Below are 18,463 nucleotides of genomic sequence, written 5' to 3' on the forward strand. Positions count from 1 at the left end.
CCGCCAGAGCCGATGGTATTGCCGTAACAGGTGGGAGAGTAGGTCGGTGCCTAATTTTATAGCAAGAGCCCCTTCAGGAAACTGGAGGGGCTCTTTTCTTTTCCTGGATAACGAACAAAACAGCACTTGGAGCAGAGGACTTTGTCTCTTGACGACCACGGATCTCTTCTTCGCTAAAATCTTACTTCTTCCTACATATTTCTCGAAAAAAAGTGGTTTCTTGCAGCTTGTTAATAAACCTTATTATAGCGTATGAAATTTTTAACTTTTTTAGTGCTTCTTTTTATGTTCAGCAGTGAGATGCTGCGTGCACAACGTTTCCCGCCAGCTGATAGTGTGATTGCAACCAAGCATCAGGTAACAGTGAACGGGCAGCGGTTTAATTATACTGCAAAGACGGGAACCCAACCTGTTTGGGACGACAAGGGCAAAGTAACGGCCACCGTACATTACACCTACTATGCAAAAGACGCCGTACAAGACCTGGGCCGGAGGCCATTGGTCATTTCATTTAACGGAGGCCCTGGCTCAGCTTCGGTTTGGATGGAGATTGCGTATACGGGGCCTCGGTTGTTGAATATTGACGATGAGGGATATCCGATACAGCCTTATGGAATTAAAGAGAATCCGTATAGTATACTCGATGTCGCTGATATCGTGTATATCAATCCAGTTAATACTGGGTATTCGCGAATATTGGATGAGAAAGCTGATCGTACCACGTTCTTCGGTACCAATGCAGATATCCGCTATTTGGCAGAATGGTTAACTACCTTTGTAACACGATATAACAGATGGACATCACCTAAATATCTTATCGGTGAGAGTTATGGCACAACACGGGTTTCAGGATTGGCACTAGAGCTTCAAAATGCACAATGGATGTATTTGAATGGCGTGATTCTGGTATCTCCCACAGACTTAGGTATTAAGCGGGATGGAGCTATAGAAAAGGCTTTGCGGCTACCTTATTTCACGGCTACCGCATGGTATCATAAGAAGTTACAACCGGAACTGCAGGGACGAAAGCTAGAAGATCTGTTGACAGAGGTAGAGGCATTTACAATGGATAAATTACTACCGGCATTGGTGAGGGGATACACATTGGAGCCAGCAACGAAAGATAGGATTGTCCAGCAGATGGCAACCTATACATCTCTTTCTCCGACAGTCATATCTCAAAATAACTTGGATATCTCAACATCATTATTTTGGAAAGAACTAATGCGCACAGATGGATATACCATTGGCCGACTAGATTCCCGTTATTTGGGGATTGATTTCAAAGATGCAGGAGAACGACCGGATTATAATGCGGAGCTAACCTCTTGGCTACATTCGTTTACACCAGCGGTCAACTATTACTATACCAATGAGTTGAATTACAAAACTGATGTTAAATACAATATGTTTGGACCCGTACACCCCTGGGATCGTAGCAACGATAATACTGGGCTTAGCCTGCGTCAGGCAATGGCGGCAAATCCTTATCTTCATTTAATGGTGCAATCCGGGTATTTCGACGGAGCTACCGATTACTTTAATGCAAAATATAATATGTGGCAAATGGATCCTTCGGGGAAACTTGCACCTAGGATGCGTTTCAAAGGCTACAAAAGTGGACATATGATGTACCTGCGGAAGGACGACCTAATTCAAGCTACAGCGGATATCCGTGAATTCATTCAGCAATCTATGCCTCGGGAAGGGCAAGCAGCAAAGTATGAATAAGGAAATAAACATTAGATAGGTATGAATATTTATGAACTTATCTCGATAGGATTGTACATGGTCTTGATGATCCTGATCGGATTATATTCTTATAGAAAATCAACCAGCAATTCGGAAGAATTTCTGATCGGCGGACGTAAAATGGGGGCGGCGGTGACGGCATTGTCCGCAGGAGCGGCCGATATGAGCGGATGGTTGCTAATGGGCCTGCCGGGGGCGATGTATTTGTCCGGTTTATCCAGTGCATGGATTGCCATCGGATTAACTATCGGCGCTTTTTTAAATTATGTGCTGGTCGCACCACGCTTGCGTGTATACACGGAGGTGGCGAGGAATGCCATTACGTTGCCCGTTTTTTTCGAAAATCGGTTTCACGATAAGACGCAGTTGCTCAAGCTGGTTTCTTCTGTATTGATCTTGGTTTTTTTTACGTTGTATACATCGGCCGGTATGGTTTCGGGAGGACGACTATTCGAGTCGGCTTTTGGAATGGATTATTATACAGGCCTCTTTGCCACGACCTTTGTTGTGGTGTTGTACACCTTTTTAGGGGGATTTCTGGCCGTTAGTCTAACAGATTTTGTACAGGGAACGATCATGGTCACCGCACTATTGATCGTTCCTATTGTTGTCGTTGCACAGATTGGCGGATTAGATACCACCTTGTCGATTATCGATACGAAAAACTCGAACTACCTGAATTTGTTGCGGGGAACGACGACGGTCTCGGTCATTTCCTTGTTGGCTTGGGGACTCGGTTATTTCGGCCAGCCGCATATCCTGGTCCGCTTCATGGCCATTGAACATGTTCGGGATATACGTAAAGCCAGACGAATTGGTATCAGTTGGATGATCTTTACCGTAAGTGGGGCCATGCTTGTTGGGCTATTTGGTATCGCTTATCTCCAAAAATTTGATGTGGAGACGATGGTTGTTTTTGATGCTTCAAAAGAAAAATCCGAAACCATATTCATTTATCTTGCGCGGATACTTTTTCATCCGTTGATTGGTGGCTTTCTGCTTTCAGCGATTCTCGCAGCTGTAATGAGCACCATTTCATCCCAGCTGCTCGTAACATCGAGTTCCATGACCGAAGATATTTATAAAACGTTTTTTAACAAGCAGGCTACACCCCAAAGTATGCTGTTCATGAGCCGGCTATCGGTGCTCATAGTGGCAGTTGTTGCGCTTGTCCTCTCATTAAACCCGCAAGACAGCATTTTGAACTTGGTCGGAAATGCTTGGGCCGGGTTTGGAGCTGCATTCGGACCTCTGATCATTCTGTCCTTGCTGTGGAAGCGTACCACCGCATTAGCAGGATTATTGGGGATGCTAGTTGGGGGGGCTGTAGTACTTCTGTGGGTGTATCTTCCGCATGAGTACAAAGAACTCTACGAAATTATTCCCGGTTTCTTGTCGAGCTTTTTAACGATTGTCGTTGTTTCTGTGATCACGAAGCCGGTTTCTGCTGAAATTAAGGACGAATTTGAGCAAGTACGAAAAATAGCCAATGAAGCGGGCAAGTAAATGAAATACGAACGGCAAACCCATACGATTTGCCGTTCATATGTAGGCAGTTACTGCGACTGTTTGGGTAAGATTTGTAGTCGGAGGAGACTTGCTTGATTTCCTCCAAAAAACAAGGTATGTTCGTTTCGAATAAAATCATCGGCGGTCGCTTGATAAATATCCATAAATTTATTTGGATTTCGATCCACCAGTGGAAACCACGAGTGTTGGATTTGAACCATCACTTTATGCCCTTTTTTAAAGGTATGTGCGATGTCAGGTAAGGATACCTGTACGATGGTCTCTTGATTCGGCACGAATGGTTCTGGAGAACTATAGCTGTTTCTAAACTTTCCGCGCAGCACTTCTCCCCGCACAAGCATCTGATAGTTTGCCATAACTGTCTCGTCTGCGCGCGGAGATACAGCGGTGCTGGAATCCGGATAAACGTCAATAAGTTTAACGATAAAATCTGCGTCGGTACCGGTCATGGCGACTTTCAGATCCGCTAGAATTGGCCCTACAACGGTGAGATCCTCTGTTAGCGGATCTGTTTCGAAGACCACCACATCTGGTCTATTCGCTACGAATCGCTGATCTGCGATCATATACTCCCGTGTCCGATCCGTAATGAGCCCCTCTTGAAAAGGGACCGGTTTATGGGGATCCGCTACATAAGATATCTTCTTTTCTTGTACATCGGCATGTTCGGTAGTTAACTTTCCCGAAGCGGTGAGATAGAATGAGATCTCTTGTCTTTCTTTTGGCGGCCATTGCTCAAACGTCGTCCATGTGTTTGATCCCGTTAAAAATACCGTTGCTTCGGCAGGTTTAAATGTTCCTTTTCCTTTAAGATAAAATTCGAAAAATGGCAGCTCGATTTCATTTTGATAATAGAGACTGGTCTTTTCGCCAAAACGAATATCTCCAAATGAATCTCCAGATGATCTGACCCAACCTCCGTGGTACCACGGACCTGCAACCAGTATACTATTGTTTTTAGGATTTAAACGCTCGATTTGCCGGTACGTTTCAAAGGCACCATACGTGTCTTCAGCATCAAAAAGTCCGCCTACGACAAGAACGGCCGGCTTGACGTTATGCACATGCTCGGTAATTGTTCGGCCCACCCAAAAGGTGTCTCGCGTGCTATGTTTGGCCAGGTCGTCCCAAAACTTGACTGTATGGCTGAGGTAAGCGTCTTTTAAGCCTTTTAGCGTCGGATTGTCCAAAAAAAACTTATAGTAATCTTTAGCAGCTAAATGGAATCCTTGCGGACTATTTTCGTTGGTAGTCGGTTTGGGACGAGGAGCATCAAAGGTATACATAAAGCGAAAAGCATCCATTAAAAATAAGGCGCCGCCGTGATGAAAATCGTCGCCGATGAACCAATCCGTTACGGGTGCCTGTGGCGAGACGGCTTTTAAAGCAGGGTGTGAATTGATGAGTCCTGCAGTCGAATAAAAACCGGGATAAGAAATGCCGTACATGCCCACTTTGCCATTGTTGTTCTTGACGTTCTTAACCAGCCAATCAATGGTGTCATAGGTGTCTGTACTTTCATCAATCTGTAGGCCATTCTCCTGGGTGCGCGTTGGTCGGATGTTTTCATACACACCTTCACTCATCCACTTACCCCGGACATCTTGGTACACAAAAATATAGCCGGCCTTGCTCATTCCAGGAAAATTACCCAGATAGTTTTTAGCTTTATCAGTTCCATATGGCGCTACTGTGTAGGGCGTGCGGTTTAACAAAATCGGATATTTTTCGTGTTTGTCCTTAGGCAGGTAAATCGAAGTAAATAGTTTTACTCCGTCGCGCATAGGAATGTGTACTTCGATTTTTTCAAAGTGTTTTTTTATATAATCTTCGTCGATTTCCTGAGCATAGCTCCATAGAAAGGAAAATAAAGAAAAGAATAGAACAAAGAATTTATTCATATTGGTAAATTTGGGATACGTTAATCGATTATGAAATTACATAAAAATTAGAAAAGCAGGTTATTAATCCATTTTTTTAAAAAGCAGATAATGGATGTTATATTTTGTCTCCTACAGTTGTCTTCCCTATAAATTGAACTATATGACCCAAGAGACTTTCAAAAATACGGTATTTATCCTGAAAGATGGAATGTATCGCTTTGCGAAAAGTCTATTGATGGACGAGGATGAAGCATATGATTTGGTGCAGGAGGTAATGATCAAATTGTGGCAAAAGAAAGATTCGCTGTGTACTATTTCGAATTTGGAGGCATTCGTAATACGGTGTGTACGTAATGAGGCCCTGAACAGAAAGAAAAAAGCCGATGTGGTAAAACGTTATCAGGATACATTGACTGAAGGTATCGCCCACGAACAATATCCCGCCTCGACCAAAGAACTGGTGTTGAAGCTTATGTCGGTTTTGCCGGAGAAGCAACGGATGGTAATGCATTTGCGGGACATCGAGGAATATGATGTGGCAGAAATTTGCGAAACATTGGCCATGGAAGAGGGAGCCGTACGGGTGAACTTAATGCGGGCTAGATTAAAGATAAAAGCACAGTTACAAAAGATTTTTGACTATGAGAAAAGACAAGTCAACGGAATTGCTAGATAACTATTGGAACGGGATTTCGTCTGTGGAGGAGGAACGTCAGCTGAAGAAGCAGAAAAATGAAGCCTATTTTCAGGCACTGAAGGACAGTCGAAACGAACGAATGGAATGGTCCTTCGACGAATTTCTGCGTACAGCAAGCCAAGGCGACAAACATCTCCAACGGACGGAAAACCGGCACATCATCCGAGTGTGGTCGTGCTGTGCCGCAGCTGTAGTCCTAGTCGTGATAGGAGCCGTCTATCTATATAATTATCAAACTGAAATGCTAGGTGATGATGCCGGAAAGGAAAAGATCAGTCTGGTGCAGAAAGCGACACGTCGGTCCCCAGATCGGAATATAGAGCAACCTTCCCAAATAACTGGTGAATGGGATAATCCGGATTCGGGCGCCGATCGTGTGCTGCCGATAAACAGATCTAAAAAAAGAGAAGTAGCCGCAACTTCCGACAAAAACAAGGCGCTTTTACCTGACGCGTTACCTGACGAAAAAGAGGTATTCGTTGTAGTTAATGGTAAACCCATTTATAATCAAAAAGAGGCGGAAGGCATTACGATTGCATCATTGAAATTAATGGTCAATAATATTCAAGAAGGAAAAGAAGCGTTGGAAAAAGTAAAATATATAAAAGTAAGCTTATAATCTTAAACATATGAAAACTATAGTAACGGTGTGCATGCTACTGTTAGCGACATGGGCAAATGCACAAGTCTCCAAACTCGATAAAATATTCGATACGTACCAGGAAGCAAAAGGTGTGACATCCATAAAAATTGGAAAACCGATGTTCAATATGATCAATAAATTGAACATAGCGGACGCGGACATCGATCAGATTAAGCCTTTGCTCGCCAAAATCAATTCCATCAAAATGCTTATCGTGGAGGAAGAAGGTGAAAACATCAAAATAAAAAACGAAGTAAAACGTGCGTTCTCCAATATCCAATACGAAGAATTGATGGCCGTTCACAGCGATGGTAGCCGGATTAAATTTTTAGCGGAGCATACACAAGATAGTGTATTGAACAATCTGCTGCTAGACATTTCAGCGGATGGGAGTACGATTTTTATGATCTTGGACGGCACTATTAATTTTGAGGATATCAACAAACTGGTCGAGGAGAATTAACTATGGTAAAGATCTATCAACTTACATTTTGTGTGGCACTGATCCTGATCATTCAATCGTGCTATGTAAAACGGACGTCCAATTTGAGTTTTGTCGATCGTTCGGTAGCTGGACGTGACGCAGAAATAGTATCTATTAAAATACCCATGTTCCTAGTGAAACCATTTCTGATCAAGAAGATACACGAAGAGGACGACGAAATGCTTCGTTTAACAATGAAAAAAATCAAAAGTGTTAACCTGACGACGTTATCCAATTCATCCGACAACGAAGGCATCCGCAGTAATTTTAAACGTTTTATTCATCGCGAACATATGGAGGAATTTGCAAGCATCGTCAGCGACGGCGAACGTATTTCTATAAACGGGCAGGTGAAAAAAGATAAAATAAAAAGATTGATGCTGGGTGTATCTTCCGATGACGGCGACCATGTTTTTATTGATGTTAGGGGTAACTTTACGGTAGAAGATCTTACACAGGCGGTTAATTTATACGAAAAGAATAGTAGGTAATACGTGGTACATCGGATCTTTTTGATTATTTTTAGACGATAGTACATGCAAATATGGGAATTAAAAAAAGTCTGTTAATAGAATTAGAGAGAGAGACGCAGAACACACGTCGTGTGTTAGAGTGCTTGTCGGATGAGCATTTGCTTTGGCGTCCGCATCCGAAATCAATGTCGGTTGCAGAATTGTGCTGCCATGTAGTTGAATTGCACAACTGGGTGTCCGAGGCATTAGTAAAGTCAGTATTCGATTTTAAGGTTGATTACAAACGATTGCAAACAAACAGCATTCAAGAAATTCGCGACATTTTGGAGGCTGGTTATCCATTAAACAAACAAGCCATCGAAAACGCAAGTGACGAAAGTTGGGAAGAAGAATGGACATTGCAAGCAGGAGATTGGATAATAGCGAAGGTTCCGAAGGCCGGCGCCATCCGTTTTATTATCAATAACCATATTATCCATCATCGGGGGCAGTTGACGGTCTATTTACGATTATTAGATATTCCGGTGCCAGGATTGTATGGCCCATCGGCTGATGATCAGCAATAGCAACTAAAAAATTATTATAGCAATAAAAAGCCCGAAGATATCTTCGGGCTTTTTATGCTATAATGGGGCTATTAAAAAATTATTTTGCTAATTCTTCCGCTATTGCTACACCGATCTCAGCAGGTGATTCCACCACGCGGATACCACATTCACGCATGATTTTCATTTTAGCCGCTGCTGTATCGTCGGCGCCACCAACAATTGCACCGGCGTGTCCCATACGGCGACCTGGGGGCGCTGTTTGGCCAGCTATAAATCCGACAACTGGTTTGGTTCCAAATTCCTTAACCCAACGAGCAGCTTCGGCTTCCATGCCTCCACCTATCTCACCAATCATAATGATACCCTCTGTTTCAGGATCATTCATCAATAATTCTACGGCTTCTTTTGTTGTTGTTCCAATAATAGGATCTCCACCGATACCGATAGCAGTTGTAATACCTAAACCAGCTTTTACAGTTTGATCGACAGCCTCATAGGTTAATGTTCCTGATTTTGAAACGATACCCACTTTGCCTTTTCTAAAGATGAAACCGGGCATAATCCCGATTTTAGCCTCTTCAGCAGTAATAATTCCTGGACAGTTAGGGCCGATTAAACGAGATTTTTTGTCACTCAAGTAAGATTTTACTTGAATCATATCTTTAGTAGGAATACCTTCCGTGATACATACAATAACTTCGATGCCAGCTTGTGCAGCTTCCATAATAGCGTCAGCGGCAAACGCAGGGGGAACGAAAATAATGGAAACATTGGCACCAGTTGCTTCTACCGCGTCTTGAACAGTATTGAATACAGGGCGGTCTAGATGGGATTGGCCTCCTTTTCCGGGGGTTACACCACCAACCACATTTGTGCCGTACTCAATCATTTGAGAAGCGTGATAAGTACCTTCATTTCCGGTAAAGCCTTGTACGATTACCTTTGAATCTTTATTTACTAATACACTCATTTTTTCTGTTTTTTTGCAAAGCAAATCTACTATTTTGCAACGACTTCTAAAAATTAAGCTGTCGCTAATCGACCTTTTTTTTCCGGAAGCATAGTTTTTTTTGACAACGTGAATTTTTAAGACCGCTGTCATGCTTCATAAGAAATAGGGGCAATCGTTTTTAAGGACAAATGTTACATACAGGGACTGTGTCGTTAAGGCAACGTCTTGTTTATTATGAAAATTGTTTTAGTTGGCAAATAAGCTGCCAAAGGACAATCCCAACGGTTACAGAAACATTAAGCGAGTGTTTGGTGCCGAATTGAGGGATCTCGATACAGCCATCTATCACCTGCATTACATCATCGGAAACCCCGTGTACTTCGTTTCCAAACACGAGCGCATATTTCTTCGACGCATCAAACGATACCCGTTGCAAGGGCATGCTGCCCTCAGCCTGCTCTAAAGCAAATATCGTATAACCTTCGTCACGAAGCGCTCGCACTGCCTCGATACTGTGGTCATAGTAGGCCCACGTGACAGATTGCGTAGCGCCAAGGGCCGTCTTTTCGATCTCTCGATGGGGGGGAGTTCCTGTAATACCACATAACAGGATTTTTTCCGCCGCAAAACCATCAGCAGTGCGGAAAGCCGACCCTACATTATGCATGCTTCGAACATTGTCTAACACGATAACAACCGGGGTTTTATCTTGATTTTTAAATGATTCGACGTCAGGTCGATTCAATTGATCCATCGATAATTTTTGCATATGCAAAGATACATAACGAAAAATGAAAAATGATTTTGAATATTCGAAATAACATGTTATTTTTGCATTCCGAAATTAGTATAGAAAATAAATTAGCTAAGAGAAATGGCAAATCATAAATCAGCGATTAAAAGAATTAGAGCAAACGCAGCAAAACGTTTAAGAAACCGTTACCAAGCAAAAACGACTCGTAACGCAATTAAGAAATTACGTACAACAACTAACGCTGAAGAAGCAAAAGCGTTGTTGCCAAGAGTTGTGTCTATGCTTGATCGTTTGGCTAAGAAAAATGTAATCCACAAGAAAAAAGCGTCTAATAACAAATCGAAATTGACGAAGTTTGTTAACAAACTTGCGTAAGTAATTTCGTTGTATCAGTAATATTTGGGGATGTATTGATTTACATCCCTTTTCTTGTTAGAAAAAACCGAAGATTATTCTTCGGTTTTTTACTTTATAAAATTTGTTGAAGAATCCGATCTAATTTTGCTTTGTCTTTTTTGTAAGGGGCTAGATCATATAGCTCTACCTTTCTGAAATCGATAGGGTGACTTTCACTTTGCAAATGAATAAAACCGCTTTCTAGTAGTTTACCGTCCGGCTTTTGTTTTGGATCGTAATTGTCTACATTACTTCCACCTATTTGAGGTTTGTTGTATTCAAGAACAACCTGTCCATCAAGGATGTGTTTAATGATAGAATCACCTAACACGAGGAATTCCGCGGTTACCCATTGATCGCCATGATAGGTTTTTGAAGTGGAACTCGTGCAATGTGGCGTAAAAAGCTTTTCGTTAATTACCACATTTGTGCCGGGAGTGCATAAGTTCGACGTTGTTCGTTCGTCTTTTCCATTTCCTCCGAGTAGTTGCCCTTCTATAGAAATTGGAAAATCCTGATCTTTAAGCATCGTGTTCGGATCTTGTCCATGCAACATCGCTCCACTGTTTCGCCAGGCCCATCCTTCGCCACCTTTTACCTGTTCATCTACGAACCTGTACTCGAGCCGTAATAAATAATAACTGTAAGGCGTTTTGTACGCGAGGTGTCCGTATTGCTGATTGAATTCGTCATAGCCGTCGTAACGCACTTTAAGCAAGCCATCTTCCACGCGGAAGGTGTTGGCGTAATTGTCGCCAGGTTCATGTAATCGAATTTTGGGAGTCCAGTCCTTTATATCCTTACCATTAAACAGTTGAATAGGTTTAGGAAGTTTGTCTGAAGAGTTCGCATTTCCAGAGCTCGCGCAAGCCAAGAAAAGCGTACAGGCAGCAAAGGCCGGTAAAAAGGTACGTTTCATGCGTTTGGGTTAAGGTTAAAATAATAAATTTTTGTTTTTTACATATTCACTAGGTCTGACACCGATGATCTTGTTAAATGTGTTACTGAATGTAGGCAAACTGCTGTAGCCAACACGAAGCGCAACCTCGTTTACACTGAGTTTGTCATCGAGAAGGAGTTTTAAGGCGGTTAGCATGCGAAGGATCGTATAGTACTGGATAAAAGACATGTTCAATTCTCGCTGAAAAAGTCGGGCTAATGTTCGTTCGCTCACATCAAACTCTTGTGCAAGCGTTTTAAAACTAACGTTCTCGTCGATTCGATATTCCAAATAATTGATGATTTCTTTTAGCTTTTCATGTTTTGGATACGGTAGTGCTAATGGAAGCTCTGTTTGGGATACTTCGGGTAGAATAAGTTTAAAAGCTTTAGCGATAGAGAACTTAGGTTCTTCTACCGGAAAGATATTGCCTGTCCATCGGTTCGTAAACATGATGAATTCGATCAGAAAGTCGTTTACGGGATAGATATTTACCCGGTCAAAAAACGACGTATCGGTGTCGAATTTTGGAAAATATAAATTACGCATTACGACCTCCGGACTACTCGGATGTATACTGTGTTTAACTCCCCCAGGAATCCATATATAATGCCGGGCCGGAAGAAAATATGACTTTTCTTCGGTTTTCAAGAAGACAATGCCACCTTCGGTATATAAAAACTGGCCTTTTTGATGGGAATGTTCGGATATAAAACTTTCCCCCATCATAGCGTGATGACAATAGATGCTGTCTTCGAATGAATCAACTTCTGTCATATAGTATTTATCTACGTATAGGTTTTTATCCATTGTATATTCTCCTGAGCGATTTATAAATTTCCTGTTTTTTGATGAAATAACCAAAAGATGAGTGTTAGCTTACTTATGATAGACATGTTTGGCTTATTATTTAGTGAGTCCTAACTTTTTTTACACGTATTTAAGTGTTTGGTTATTAGCTAATTGAGTTTATTGGCTGATTTTTTTTACTGTTTTAATTTACTGTTTATCAGGGTGTTGTTTCTTTTTTCTGGATTGCGATAATATTGTGGCGATTTTTGATAAAATACGCAACCAAAATATAATTAATATTGCTTATCTTACTAAAAAGCCAATAAAAAGGGAGTATATGGCATACGAGCGTATAAAATTGGAGTCCTTAAAAAACCGAGTGATGTCTGCCGAAGACGCGGTTCGGTTTTTTGAACATGATATGGTCGTGGGAGCAAGTGGGTTCACCAAGGCCGGCGATAGCAAAGAAGTACTAGAGGCGCTAGCTCGACGTGCAAAATCCGAGGGAATAAAAATCACCCTGATGACGGGGGCATCCTTGGGACATGATACCGATGGCAAACTTGCGGAAGCGGGTGCGTTGAAAAAGAGAATGCCGTTTCAGGTGGATCGCATACTGCGCAACAAGATTAATTCGGGAGAGGTTTTATTTATAGACCAACATTTGAGTGAAAGCGCTGAACTGCTCCATAATAAAAATCTACCGCCTGTAGATATCGCGGTGATTGAGGCCGCCTACATTGATCGCGACGGAAGTTTGGTGCCGACAACCTCGGTCGGTAACTCCGCGACGTTTGCAGAATTGGCAGAAAAAGTGATCATTGAAATAAATACGGCAATACCGATGGATATTTATGGTATTCACGATATTTACAAAGCAGAAAATTACCCACACCGGAATGTCATTCCGATTGTTGCGCCATGGAATAAAATCGGACGAAAAACCATTCCAATTAATCCGGATAAGATCGTAGGTATCGTCTTTACGAATAAGAAAGATAGTCCTGCCGATATTGCAGAACCCGATGAAAAGACCACAGCAATTGCACGCCATATTTTGGAATTCTTTGAAAGCGAGGTACAGCTGGGACACCTCAGCGATCGGCTCTTGCCCTTACAGGCGGGCATCGGAAAGGTGGCCAATGCTGTGTTAACAGGCTTTAAACACAGTAATTTTTACGACCTCACTATGTTTTCCGAAGTTTTGCAGGATAGCACGTTCGATCTGATCGATTCAGGCAAGCTTTCGTTTGCGTCTGCATCTTCCATAACAGTGTCGGCAGCATGCTACGAACGGGTGTTTGGTAATTTACAGCGATATCGAGATAAGATTGTGTTGCGTCCGCAGAACATATCGAACACGCCCGGACTTATTCGTCGTTTGGGTGTCATTGCCATTAATACAGCTATTGAATTTGATATTTATGGCAATGTAAACTCTACCCATATTGGTGGGTCGAAAATCATGAACGGAATTGGCGGGTCTGGTGATTTTGCGAGAAATGCATACCTGAGCATTTTTGTAACACAAGCTGCATCCAAAAACGACACGATCTCGCACGTTCTACCTATGGTATCGCATGTGGACCACACCGAGCACGATGTGGACATTTTGGTAACGGATATCGGACTGGCTGATCTTAGAGGGCTGGCTCCACGAGAGCGTGCACAAAAGATTATTGATCATTGTGTGCATCCTGAATTTAGGCAAGAACTGCAGTCCTATTTCGATCGTGCGTGTCAGCGCGGGGGACATACACCTCATCTGTTGGAAGAGGCGTTCAGTTGGCATCTTCGCCTGACAGAAAAAGGATCCATGAAAAAATAGAAACCTCCTCCTTTTGTTGAGCGGAAGGATGGTTAGGCGGAAGGAGTTTTTCTTCCATATCTTCGTTTTCTGATCCATTGTTGCGTCATGCCGATCAGGGACAGAAGCAAGACGGGAATAACGACATTGGCGATTTGCCAGTATTGTTTTTCAGATGTAACTTTTGCCTGATCCAGCAGTCGCAATTTGACTTCGCAGTTGCGTAGGCTGATAAGCTTCTCGTCGTTAAGCAGATAATCGACCATATTCTGTAGTAGTACGTTGTTTGCATACTGCTTTTCTGTATACCGATCCCATCCTAGCGGATAAGGAGATTGATCTTTACTATTAATTTGATTGATCAGCCAATCTCCATCTCCTATAACAATCATTTTTGCTTCGTGGCTTATATCAGTAAGATCTATAGGTTGCTGGATACCTTTTGGAGCCGGTCGGTCGTCGAAGATATATGGAAACCGGCCACGTAAGGCGACAGCAACAGGAAGCGGAGAGGTCCGGAAGGTAGCGGGGTCTGGGTTTTCCTCTACCATCTGCAGGCTAATCGTTGCGGGCGTTGAAACAGTTTTGGCGAAAGGTGAAGATGGTAACAGAATTTCTTTCTTTATAGCCGGCGTCGCAATGGTATCGAGCGTGCTAATAAACTCGGTATGTATACCATCCAGATTTTTGAGCATCGTATTGGCTGAGGTAGGCATTAATATCGGAAAGAAGTACCAAGGGGTTAATTCTATTTGATTTTGCCCGGTGTTGTTTCCTACAGACAGTGATATCTGTCCGCAGTTGAGGTCGGCCACTAAATTGTAATTTAGCCGCACACCGTATAAAAAAAGTTGATCATCCAAATTAAGTCTTCGCCCGATCACCGGCTGTGTTCCGGTTTGGCGTAGGTTGTCTAAACCAGCATCGATCGGATCTATCGCCCACACCACGCTACCGCCGCGCCGGACGAAGTAATCGATTTTATATTTGTCACTTTCGGAGAACGGCGATCACGGCTTCACGACAAATAAGATTTTCAATTGATCCAATGAAGCGTAGGTAACCGAATCAAGGTTGACCCGCCCAACCTGATTTCCGTTCATTAGGCTGTGCATAGCGTCGTATAGGGCGAGATCGTCCGGTTCACCATGTCCTTCCGTAAAGCCAATAAAGGAACCGGACTGTTTAGTTGCCTTGCTGATGGCAGAGCTGAAAGCATACTCTAGGTTTTCAATGGAATTATTGAGTGCTTCTTCGGGTCGCGCGCCTGTTTTTTGCAACAGTAGGTTTACGACAATTTCTTCTTTTGCCGTGCTGATGATCGCTGTTGGGAAAATTAACTTTTGAGTAAAGCCTTGCGCAGTTTTAACGCGCAGGTTGGTCGGAAATACGCCACGTTCCATAAGGGCTTGCGTGAAGGTCTGTTGTTCATCTCGCGTACCAGCGGATCGATGAGCGTGAACGATAGCCGGTCCGGCGCATAGGACCGAAAGTCGTTCGTCATGTCCAACGCTGCCTGTTTTAGCCTGTTAAACCCAGACGGAAGATCACCGTCCAGAAATAGCGTGATATGAACATCTCTGTTAGTGATTTGAGAAGTTCTTTGGATGTCGCGTTCAGTGTGAAACGTTTGTCTTCCGTAAAGTCGATTCGGGAAGTTAGGTTTGGTGCACTGAAGTGATTCAACACTATATATCCTGCAAGTGCGCTTGCATACCAGGCAAGGGTAACTGTCCGTTTTCGAAAAATTCGGCCAGTATGCCCGACGGTAAACAAAAGGAAGAGTGCGCTTACTGAAACAAAATACACCGTGTCTGAAACCGTGAGAACACCTCGGCTTACGCTATGATAATGGGCTTGTATCCCCAAATTTTTTATAAGTTCGGAGTGCGAGCTGACCATGGACATATTGCTAAACGCGTCAATTCCATAATAGGCAATGAAGTTTGCGAAGACCCCCAAGAGAAAAGCAATAATCGGATTTTTCGTTAAGCTTGAACAAAAAATGCCGATCGCACCGTACACACTTGTCAGAAAAAATAGGCCGAGATAGGATCCTATGGTGGCTCCAATGTCAATATTGCCACGCGGAAAGGCCAATGTATTGATTGTGACCGCATACATAATGGTCGGCAGAATTGCTAGAAGGGCGATAGTAAGGATACCGCCATACTTGCCCAATACGATGTCACGCAACCGATATGGCCTGCTACATAACAGCTCAAAAGTTCCATCGGCTCGTTCGCCGGACAGCGAACGCATGGAAATGGAAGGGATTAAAAAAAGAAATAGGTAGGGTGCTATCGAAAAGAAGCCGTCTAATGAAGCATACCCACTCTCGAAAATAGAGGTGTCTGGAAAGATCCACAAAACGAGCCCCGTGACGAGCAAAAATAACGCGATGGCTAAATAACCAATAAGCGAATTGAAAAAGGACGAGATTTCTTTTTTATATATACTGATCAATGTGTGTACATTTTGTTCCTTCGAAAATAGGAAATAGATCAGTGTAAAGCAAGAAGGCACTCCCCCTCGCGGGCAGTGCCTTCTCTAACAAAGTTGTAATTATGCGTTTTTCTATCGTTGTCCCGGCAAATAGATCTGGAAACCAATGCCTACACCGAGACCTGTGGCTTTATCCCCTAAATTTACATTGGCCTTGGTGTAATTATATCCTAAGATGGCTTCTAGCGCTACGGTCTGCGTTATAAAATGCGCATAACCGACGTTAGCGCCTAAAGCTAGGGATACGCCATCCCCGGCTGAACTTCCGGCAATACCTACATCTCCTTGTGCAAAGAAGCGGCTAGTCGACGTCGCGCCTCCCGGGAAGTAATAGCGTACGAACGGGGCGATACCGTAATTCCATTCGTTGTCCATGTCCTTTACGGCGGTTAGTCCTAAAGTTGCCTGGGCACCGACAGCAATCCCATCGGATACGAAATATCCAGCACGTGGTTGAAGCTGAATATTAAATGCCTTTCCTTCAAAGCTATAACCGATGTTGCCAATAGAACCTCCGACCATCCAATTGCCTTGTTTAATAGGAGTCAAGCCTACGTCGGCAGAGGTTTGCGGTACGGTTTCCACTTTCTGCGCATGGGCAGCTACAGCAAAACCTCCTAGTAAAGCGAATAAAATTGTAAACTTCTTCATATCTGATCAAGTGTTAATGTATGTAAAGAACACGGCTCAGGAAAAAATGTTTGATTTATTTTGTAAGTCGAACGAAGATTTCTTCTAAAGATAGTTTAGGGTAACGCTGCGACATGTCGTCTAGCGAAAAATGATCCTGTATCTTTCCCTGGTTTAAAATAATCACTTCATCACAGATCGCCTCCACTTCTTGCATGATATGGGTCGACAATAGGACAGTTTTTTCTTTGCCCAACATTTTGATCAATGCACGTATTTCTAAAATTTGATTGGGATCAAGACCGGTGGTAGGCTCGTTTAAAATAAGCACCGCAGGATCATGTAGAATACACATCGCTAGACCAACCCGCTGTCTGTATCCTTTAGAAAGCTGGTGGAGCTTTTTATGTTGTTCAGTTAGCAGTCCCGTTTGGATAATAACGTCGTCAATGTGTCGGGATTTGTTTTTAATCCTATGGGTATTGGCTCCGAAGGATAATATTTCCCGCACATACATATCCAAATACAGAGGGTTGTTTTCTGGAAGAAATCCGATTGTTTTTTTTGCTTTGAGAGGATCGTGCTGTACAGATACATCATGTATATAGCAGCTGCCTGTTGTTGGAGGAAGAAGACCTGCGAGGATTTTCATGGTTGTTGACTTGCCCGCTCCATTCGGGCCGAGAAATCCAACAATCCGTTGTTTTCCGGTTTCGAACGAGATGGAGTCAAGCGCCTTTTGGTCTCCGTAGATCTTGCTTACGTATTCGACTTTGATCGACATCACTAGTTTATGTAAGGGGAAGAAAGTTCGCGCTTTTGGATATAATACGATAGGGATTTTGCGGCTTGCAGAGGGCGGTCCGTACTCAAGATATCGGCTCCGTTTTCAATAAATTCCGCATAAAGTTGATCTCCCCGTTGTGCCGCTTGATCGTCTAAGTTTCCAATTGTTCCCAAGATGCACAGAATACCATGTTGGTGCAAAAGATCGGTCAACTTTTTATCCGCTTGGGAAGTGCCGACGAACGCTACCAATCGGGTATCGGGAACGTCCCGATCATTTAGACGAACCAGGTCTTCAGAATTTTTTATCGAAGCAGAGATCATCAGATCTGGCGCCAAGTTGTGAACGACGGCCGCCTGATCGGCGCTATACGTAATGATCACAACGTAGGCCTCTGATTTCGTACGGCGTATGGCATCAATGACCATGCGGTACGGTACATTCTTTTTTACATCCAACGTGAAAATAACTTTCCCGACCCCCCATGCCAACGTTTCGTCCAACGTCGGAATACGGTAGTTGGTGGTATTTCCAGTCTCATCTTTTAAATACAGCTCGTTGAGTTCGTCGAGGGTGTGCCGGTTGACACGTCCTTTCCCGGTAGTCGTACGATCCAATGTTTCATCATGGATCAGCACAAGGACAGAATCCTTGGTCAGGGCAATATCGCATTCGATGATTGCAGGGGTTTTATAAGCAACACGCTGAAAGGTTTCCAACGCGTTTTCAGGATAATCTACATCTGGCCCTCCACGGTGTGCACTGACAAGCGGAACGCGTTTTTCCGAATACGTCAAAAACCGATACAAATCTTCAACACCAGCAAAGTTGAAAATTTGGTTATGATTGCTCACATGCATGAAATCGTTACCGGTGTTGTTGCGAAAGCA

At 43.1% G+C, this 18,463-nt stretch carries 22 protein-coding genes; 10 read left to right on the forward strand and 12 right to left on the reverse strand.

The genetic code is table 11. From position 1 onward, the window contains the following. The 3 genes from ACFSR5_RS00005 to putP all read left to right on the forward strand — a co-directional run. A partial coding sequence (locus ACFSR5_RS00005; protein ID WP_380899402.1) for a hypothetical protein occupies positions 1-256 on the forward strand: 256 nt, incomplete at its 5' end. Then, positions 253-1,731: a S10 family peptidase gene (locus ACFSR5_RS00010; protein ID WP_380899404.1), complete on the forward strand. Its 1,479-nt coding sequence runs from the start codon at positions 253-255 to the stop codon at positions 1,729-1,731. The genes ACFSR5_RS00005 and ACFSR5_RS00010, both read left to right, overlap by 4 nt. A 21-nt stretch (positions 1,732-1,752) precedes the next feature. After that, positions 1,753-3,258, forward strand: a complete 1,506-nt coding sequence (gene putP / locus ACFSR5_RS00015; protein WP_380899406.1) for a sodium/proline symporter PutP — start codon at positions 1,753-1,755, stop codon at positions 3,256-3,258. Positions 3,259-3,308: 50 nt separating this feature from the next. Here putP and ACFSR5_RS00020 read toward each other — a convergent pair whose 3' ends face one another. Beyond that, a complete protein-coding gene (locus tag ACFSR5_RS00020) occupies positions 3,309-5,183 on the reverse strand; it encodes a CocE/NonD family hydrolase (protein ID WP_380899408.1) in 1,875 nt (624 codons plus the stop codon). 142 nt (positions 5,184-5,325) lie between these two features. On the opposite strand from ACFSR5_RS00020, the gene ACFSR5_RS00025 reads away from it, so the two are divergent. Genes ACFSR5_RS00025 through ACFSR5_RS00045 form a run of 5 tightly spaced genes read left to right on the forward strand, consistent with a single transcriptional unit; the run spans position 5,326 to position 8,028 of the window. Then, the gene (locus ACFSR5_RS00025; protein ID WP_380899410.1) at positions 5,326-5,841 is read left to right on the forward strand and encodes an RNA polymerase sigma factor; all 516 of its coding nucleotides are present in this window, start codon (positions 5,326-5,328) and stop codon (positions 5,839-5,841) included. Further along, entirely contained in the window at positions 5,807-6,481 is a 675-nt protein-coding gene (locus tag ACFSR5_RS00030) for a hypothetical protein (RefSeq protein ID WP_380899412.1), read from the forward strand. Before ACFSR5_RS00025 ends, ACFSR5_RS00030 begins: the two co-directional genes overlap by 35 nt. A gap of 10 nt (positions 6,482-6,491) precedes the next feature. Beyond that, complete coding sequence (locus ACFSR5_RS00035; RefSeq protein WP_380899414.1) at positions 6,492-6,968, forward strand: DUF4252 domain-containing protein; 477 nt, start codon at positions 6,492-6,494, stop codon at positions 6,966-6,968. A 2-nt stretch (positions 6,969-6,970) separates the two neighbouring features. Continuing rightward, positions 6,971-7,480: a DUF4252 domain-containing protein gene (locus tag ACFSR5_RS00040; RefSeq protein ID WP_380899416.1), complete on the forward strand. Its 510-nt coding sequence runs from the start codon at positions 6,971-6,973 to the stop codon at positions 7,478-7,480. A 53-nt stretch (positions 7,481-7,533) separates the two neighbouring features. Continuing rightward, positions 7,534-8,028: a DinB family protein gene (locus ACFSR5_RS00045; RefSeq protein WP_380899418.1), complete on the forward strand. Its 495-nt coding sequence runs from the start codon at positions 7,534-7,536 to the stop codon at positions 8,026-8,028. Between the two features lie 79 nt (positions 8,029-8,107). Here the strand turns inward: ACFSR5_RS00045 and sucD are convergent, their stop codons facing one another. Continuing rightward, positions 8,108-8,980, reverse strand: a complete 873-nt coding sequence (sucD, locus tag ACFSR5_RS00050; RefSeq protein WP_380900298.1) for a succinate--CoA ligase subunit alpha — start codon at positions 8,978-8,980, stop codon at positions 8,108-8,110. A 214-nt stretch (positions 8,981-9,194) separates the two neighbouring features. Beyond that, a complete protein-coding gene (locus ACFSR5_RS00055) occupies positions 9,195-9,731 on the reverse strand; it encodes an RNA methyltransferase (protein ID WP_380899420.1) in 537 nt (178 codons plus the stop codon). A gap of 105 nt (positions 9,732-9,836) precedes the next feature. Between ACFSR5_RS00055 and rpsT the strand changes: the two genes are divergently transcribed. Continuing rightward, a complete protein-coding gene (gene rpsT / locus ACFSR5_RS00060) occupies positions 9,837-10,091 on the forward strand; it encodes a 30S ribosomal protein S20 (protein ID WP_380899422.1) in 255 nt (84 codons plus the stop codon). A gap of 94 nt (positions 10,092-10,185) precedes the next feature. Here rpsT and ACFSR5_RS00065 read toward each other — a convergent pair whose 3' ends face one another. Continuing rightward, complete coding sequence (locus tag ACFSR5_RS00065) at positions 10,186-11,031, reverse strand: family 16 glycoside hydrolase (protein WP_380899424.1); 846 nt, start codon at positions 11,029-11,031, stop codon at positions 10,186-10,188. A 15-nt stretch (positions 11,032-11,046) separates the two neighbouring features. Next, entirely contained in the window at positions 11,047-11,862 is an 816-nt protein-coding gene (locus ACFSR5_RS00070) for a helix-turn-helix transcriptional regulator (protein ID WP_380899426.1), read from the reverse strand. Between the two features lie 319 nt (positions 11,863-12,181). On the opposite strand from ACFSR5_RS00070, the gene ACFSR5_RS00075 reads away from it, so the two are divergent. Further along, positions 12,182-13,672 (forward strand): succinate CoA transferase, encoded by a 1,491-nt coding sequence (locus tag ACFSR5_RS00075; RefSeq protein WP_380899428.1) that lies wholly within the window; start codon positions 12,182-12,184, stop codon positions 13,670-13,672. A 32-nt stretch (positions 13,673-13,704) separates the two neighbouring features. On the opposite strand, the gene ACFSR5_RS00080 is transcribed toward ACFSR5_RS00075, so the two are convergent. The 7 genes from ACFSR5_RS00080 to ACFSR5_RS00100 form a co-directional block, all read right to left on the reverse strand. Continuing rightward, complete coding sequence (locus tag ACFSR5_RS00080; RefSeq protein WP_449325428.1) at positions 13,705-14,598, reverse strand: Gldg family protein; 894 nt, start codon at positions 14,596-14,598, stop codon at positions 13,705-13,707. Between the two features lie 63 nt (positions 14,599-14,661). Continuing rightward, on the reverse strand, positions 14,662-15,054 hold the full coding sequence (locus ACFSR5_RS21265; RefSeq protein ID WP_449325429.1) for a hypothetical protein: 393 nt from the start codon (positions 15,052-15,054) through the stop codon (positions 14,662-14,664). Further along, positions 14,988-15,260: a DUF7088 domain-containing protein gene (locus ACFSR5_RS21270; protein ID WP_449325430.1), complete on the reverse strand. Its 273-nt coding sequence runs from the start codon at positions 15,258-15,260 to the stop codon at positions 14,988-14,990. Before ACFSR5_RS21270 ends, ACFSR5_RS21265 begins: the two co-directional genes overlap by 67 nt. After that, positions 15,173-16,117: an ABC transporter permease gene (locus ACFSR5_RS00085; protein ID WP_380899430.1), complete on the reverse strand. Its 945-nt coding sequence runs from the start codon at positions 16,115-16,117 to the stop codon at positions 15,173-15,175. The genes ACFSR5_RS21270 and ACFSR5_RS00085 overlap by 88 nt, the downstream gene beginning before the upstream one ends. A 111-nt stretch (positions 16,118-16,228) precedes the next feature. Next, positions 16,229-16,807, reverse strand: a complete 579-nt coding sequence (locus ACFSR5_RS00090) for a hypothetical protein (RefSeq protein WP_380899432.1) — start codon at positions 16,805-16,807, stop codon at positions 16,229-16,231. 55 nt (positions 16,808-16,862) lie between these two features. Beyond that, positions 16,863-17,570 (reverse strand): ATP-binding cassette domain-containing protein, encoded by a 708-nt coding sequence (locus ACFSR5_RS00095; protein WP_380899434.1) that lies wholly within the window; start codon positions 17,568-17,570, stop codon positions 16,863-16,865. A 2-nt stretch (positions 17,571-17,572) separates the two neighbouring features. After that, positions 17,573-18,433 carry a glycerophosphodiester phosphodiesterase family protein gene (locus ACFSR5_RS00100; RefSeq protein WP_380900300.1) on the reverse strand — a complete coding sequence of 287 codons (861 nt, stop codon included), beginning with the start codon at positions 18,431-18,433 and terminating at the stop codon, positions 17,573-17,575. Between the last annotated feature and the right edge of the window lie 30 nt (positions 18,434-18,463).

The organism is Sphingobacterium suaedae, from assembly GCF_042684625.1.
GTDB classification, from domain to species: Bacteria; Bacteroidota; Bacteroidia; order Sphingobacteriales; family Sphingobacteriaceae; genus Sphingobacterium; species Sphingobacterium suaedae.

What these genes read in the sequence shown, in the direction of transcription:
- ACFSR5_RS00010 (WP_380899404.1), top strand. Translation starts at nt 253, where the DNA reads ATGAAATTTTTAACTTTTTTAGTGCTTCTTTTTATGTTCAGCAGTGAG.
- putP (WP_380899406.1), top strand. Translation starts at nt 1,753, where the DNA reads ATGAATATTTATGAACTTATCTCGATAGGATTGTACATGGTCTTGATG.
- ACFSR5_RS00020 (WP_380899408.1), bottom strand. Translation starts at nt 5,183, where the DNA reads ATGAATAAATTCTTTGTTCTATTCTTTTCTTTATTTTCCTTTCTATGG.
- ACFSR5_RS00025 (WP_380899410.1), top strand. Translation starts at nt 5,326, where the DNA reads ATGACCCAAGAGACTTTCAAAAATACGGTATTTATCCTGAAAGATGGA.
- ACFSR5_RS00030 (WP_380899412.1), top strand. Translation starts at nt 5,807, where the DNA reads ATGAGAAAAGACAAGTCAACGGAATTGCTAGATAACTATTGGAACGGG.
- ACFSR5_RS00035 (WP_380899414.1), top strand. Translation starts at nt 6,492, where the DNA reads ATGAAAACTATAGTAACGGTGTGCATGCTACTGTTAGCGACATGGGCA.
- ACFSR5_RS00040 (WP_380899416.1), top strand. Translation starts at nt 6,971, where the DNA reads ATGGTAAAGATCTATCAACTTACATTTTGTGTGGCACTGATCCTGATC.
- ACFSR5_RS00045 (WP_380899418.1), top strand. Translation starts at nt 7,534, where the DNA reads ATGGGAATTAAAAAAAGTCTGTTAATAGAATTAGAGAGAGAGACGCAG.
- sucD (WP_380900298.1), bottom strand. Translation starts at nt 8,980, where the DNA reads ATGAGTGTATTAGTAAATAAAGATTCAAAGGTAATCGTACAAGGCTTT.
- ACFSR5_RS00055 (WP_380899420.1), bottom strand. Translation starts at nt 9,731, where the DNA reads ATGCAAAAATTATCGATGGATCAATTGAATCGACCTGACGTCGAATCA.
- rpsT (WP_380899422.1), top strand. Translation starts at nt 9,837, where the DNA reads ATGGCAAATCATAAATCAGCGATTAAAAGAATTAGAGCAAACGCAGCA.
- ACFSR5_RS00065 (WP_380899424.1), bottom strand. Translation starts at nt 11,031, where the DNA reads ATGAAACGTACCTTTTTACCGGCCTTTGCTGCCTGTACGCTTTTCTTG.
- ACFSR5_RS00070 (WP_380899426.1), bottom strand. Translation starts at nt 11,862, where the DNA reads ATGGATAAAAACCTATACGTAGATAAATACTATATGACAGAAGTTGAT.
- ACFSR5_RS00075 (WP_380899428.1), top strand. Translation starts at nt 12,182, where the DNA reads ATGGCATACGAGCGTATAAAATTGGAGTCCTTAAAAAACCGAGTGATG.
- ACFSR5_RS21265 (WP_449325429.1), bottom strand. Translation starts at nt 15,054, where the DNA reads ATGGAACGTGGCGTATTTCCGACCAACCTGCGCGTTAAAACTGCGCAA.
- ACFSR5_RS00090 (WP_380899432.1), bottom strand. Translation starts at nt 16,807, where the DNA reads ATGAAGAAGTTTACAATTTTATTCGCTTTACTAGGAGGTTTTGCTGTA.
- ACFSR5_RS00095 (WP_380899434.1), bottom strand. Translation starts at nt 17,570, where the DNA reads ATGTCGATCAAAGTCGAATACGTAAGCAAGATCTACGGAGACCAAAAG.
- ACFSR5_RS00100 (WP_380900300.1), bottom strand. Translation starts at nt 18,433, where the DNA reads ATGCATGTGAGCAATCATAACCAAATTTTCAACTTTGCTGGTGTTGAA.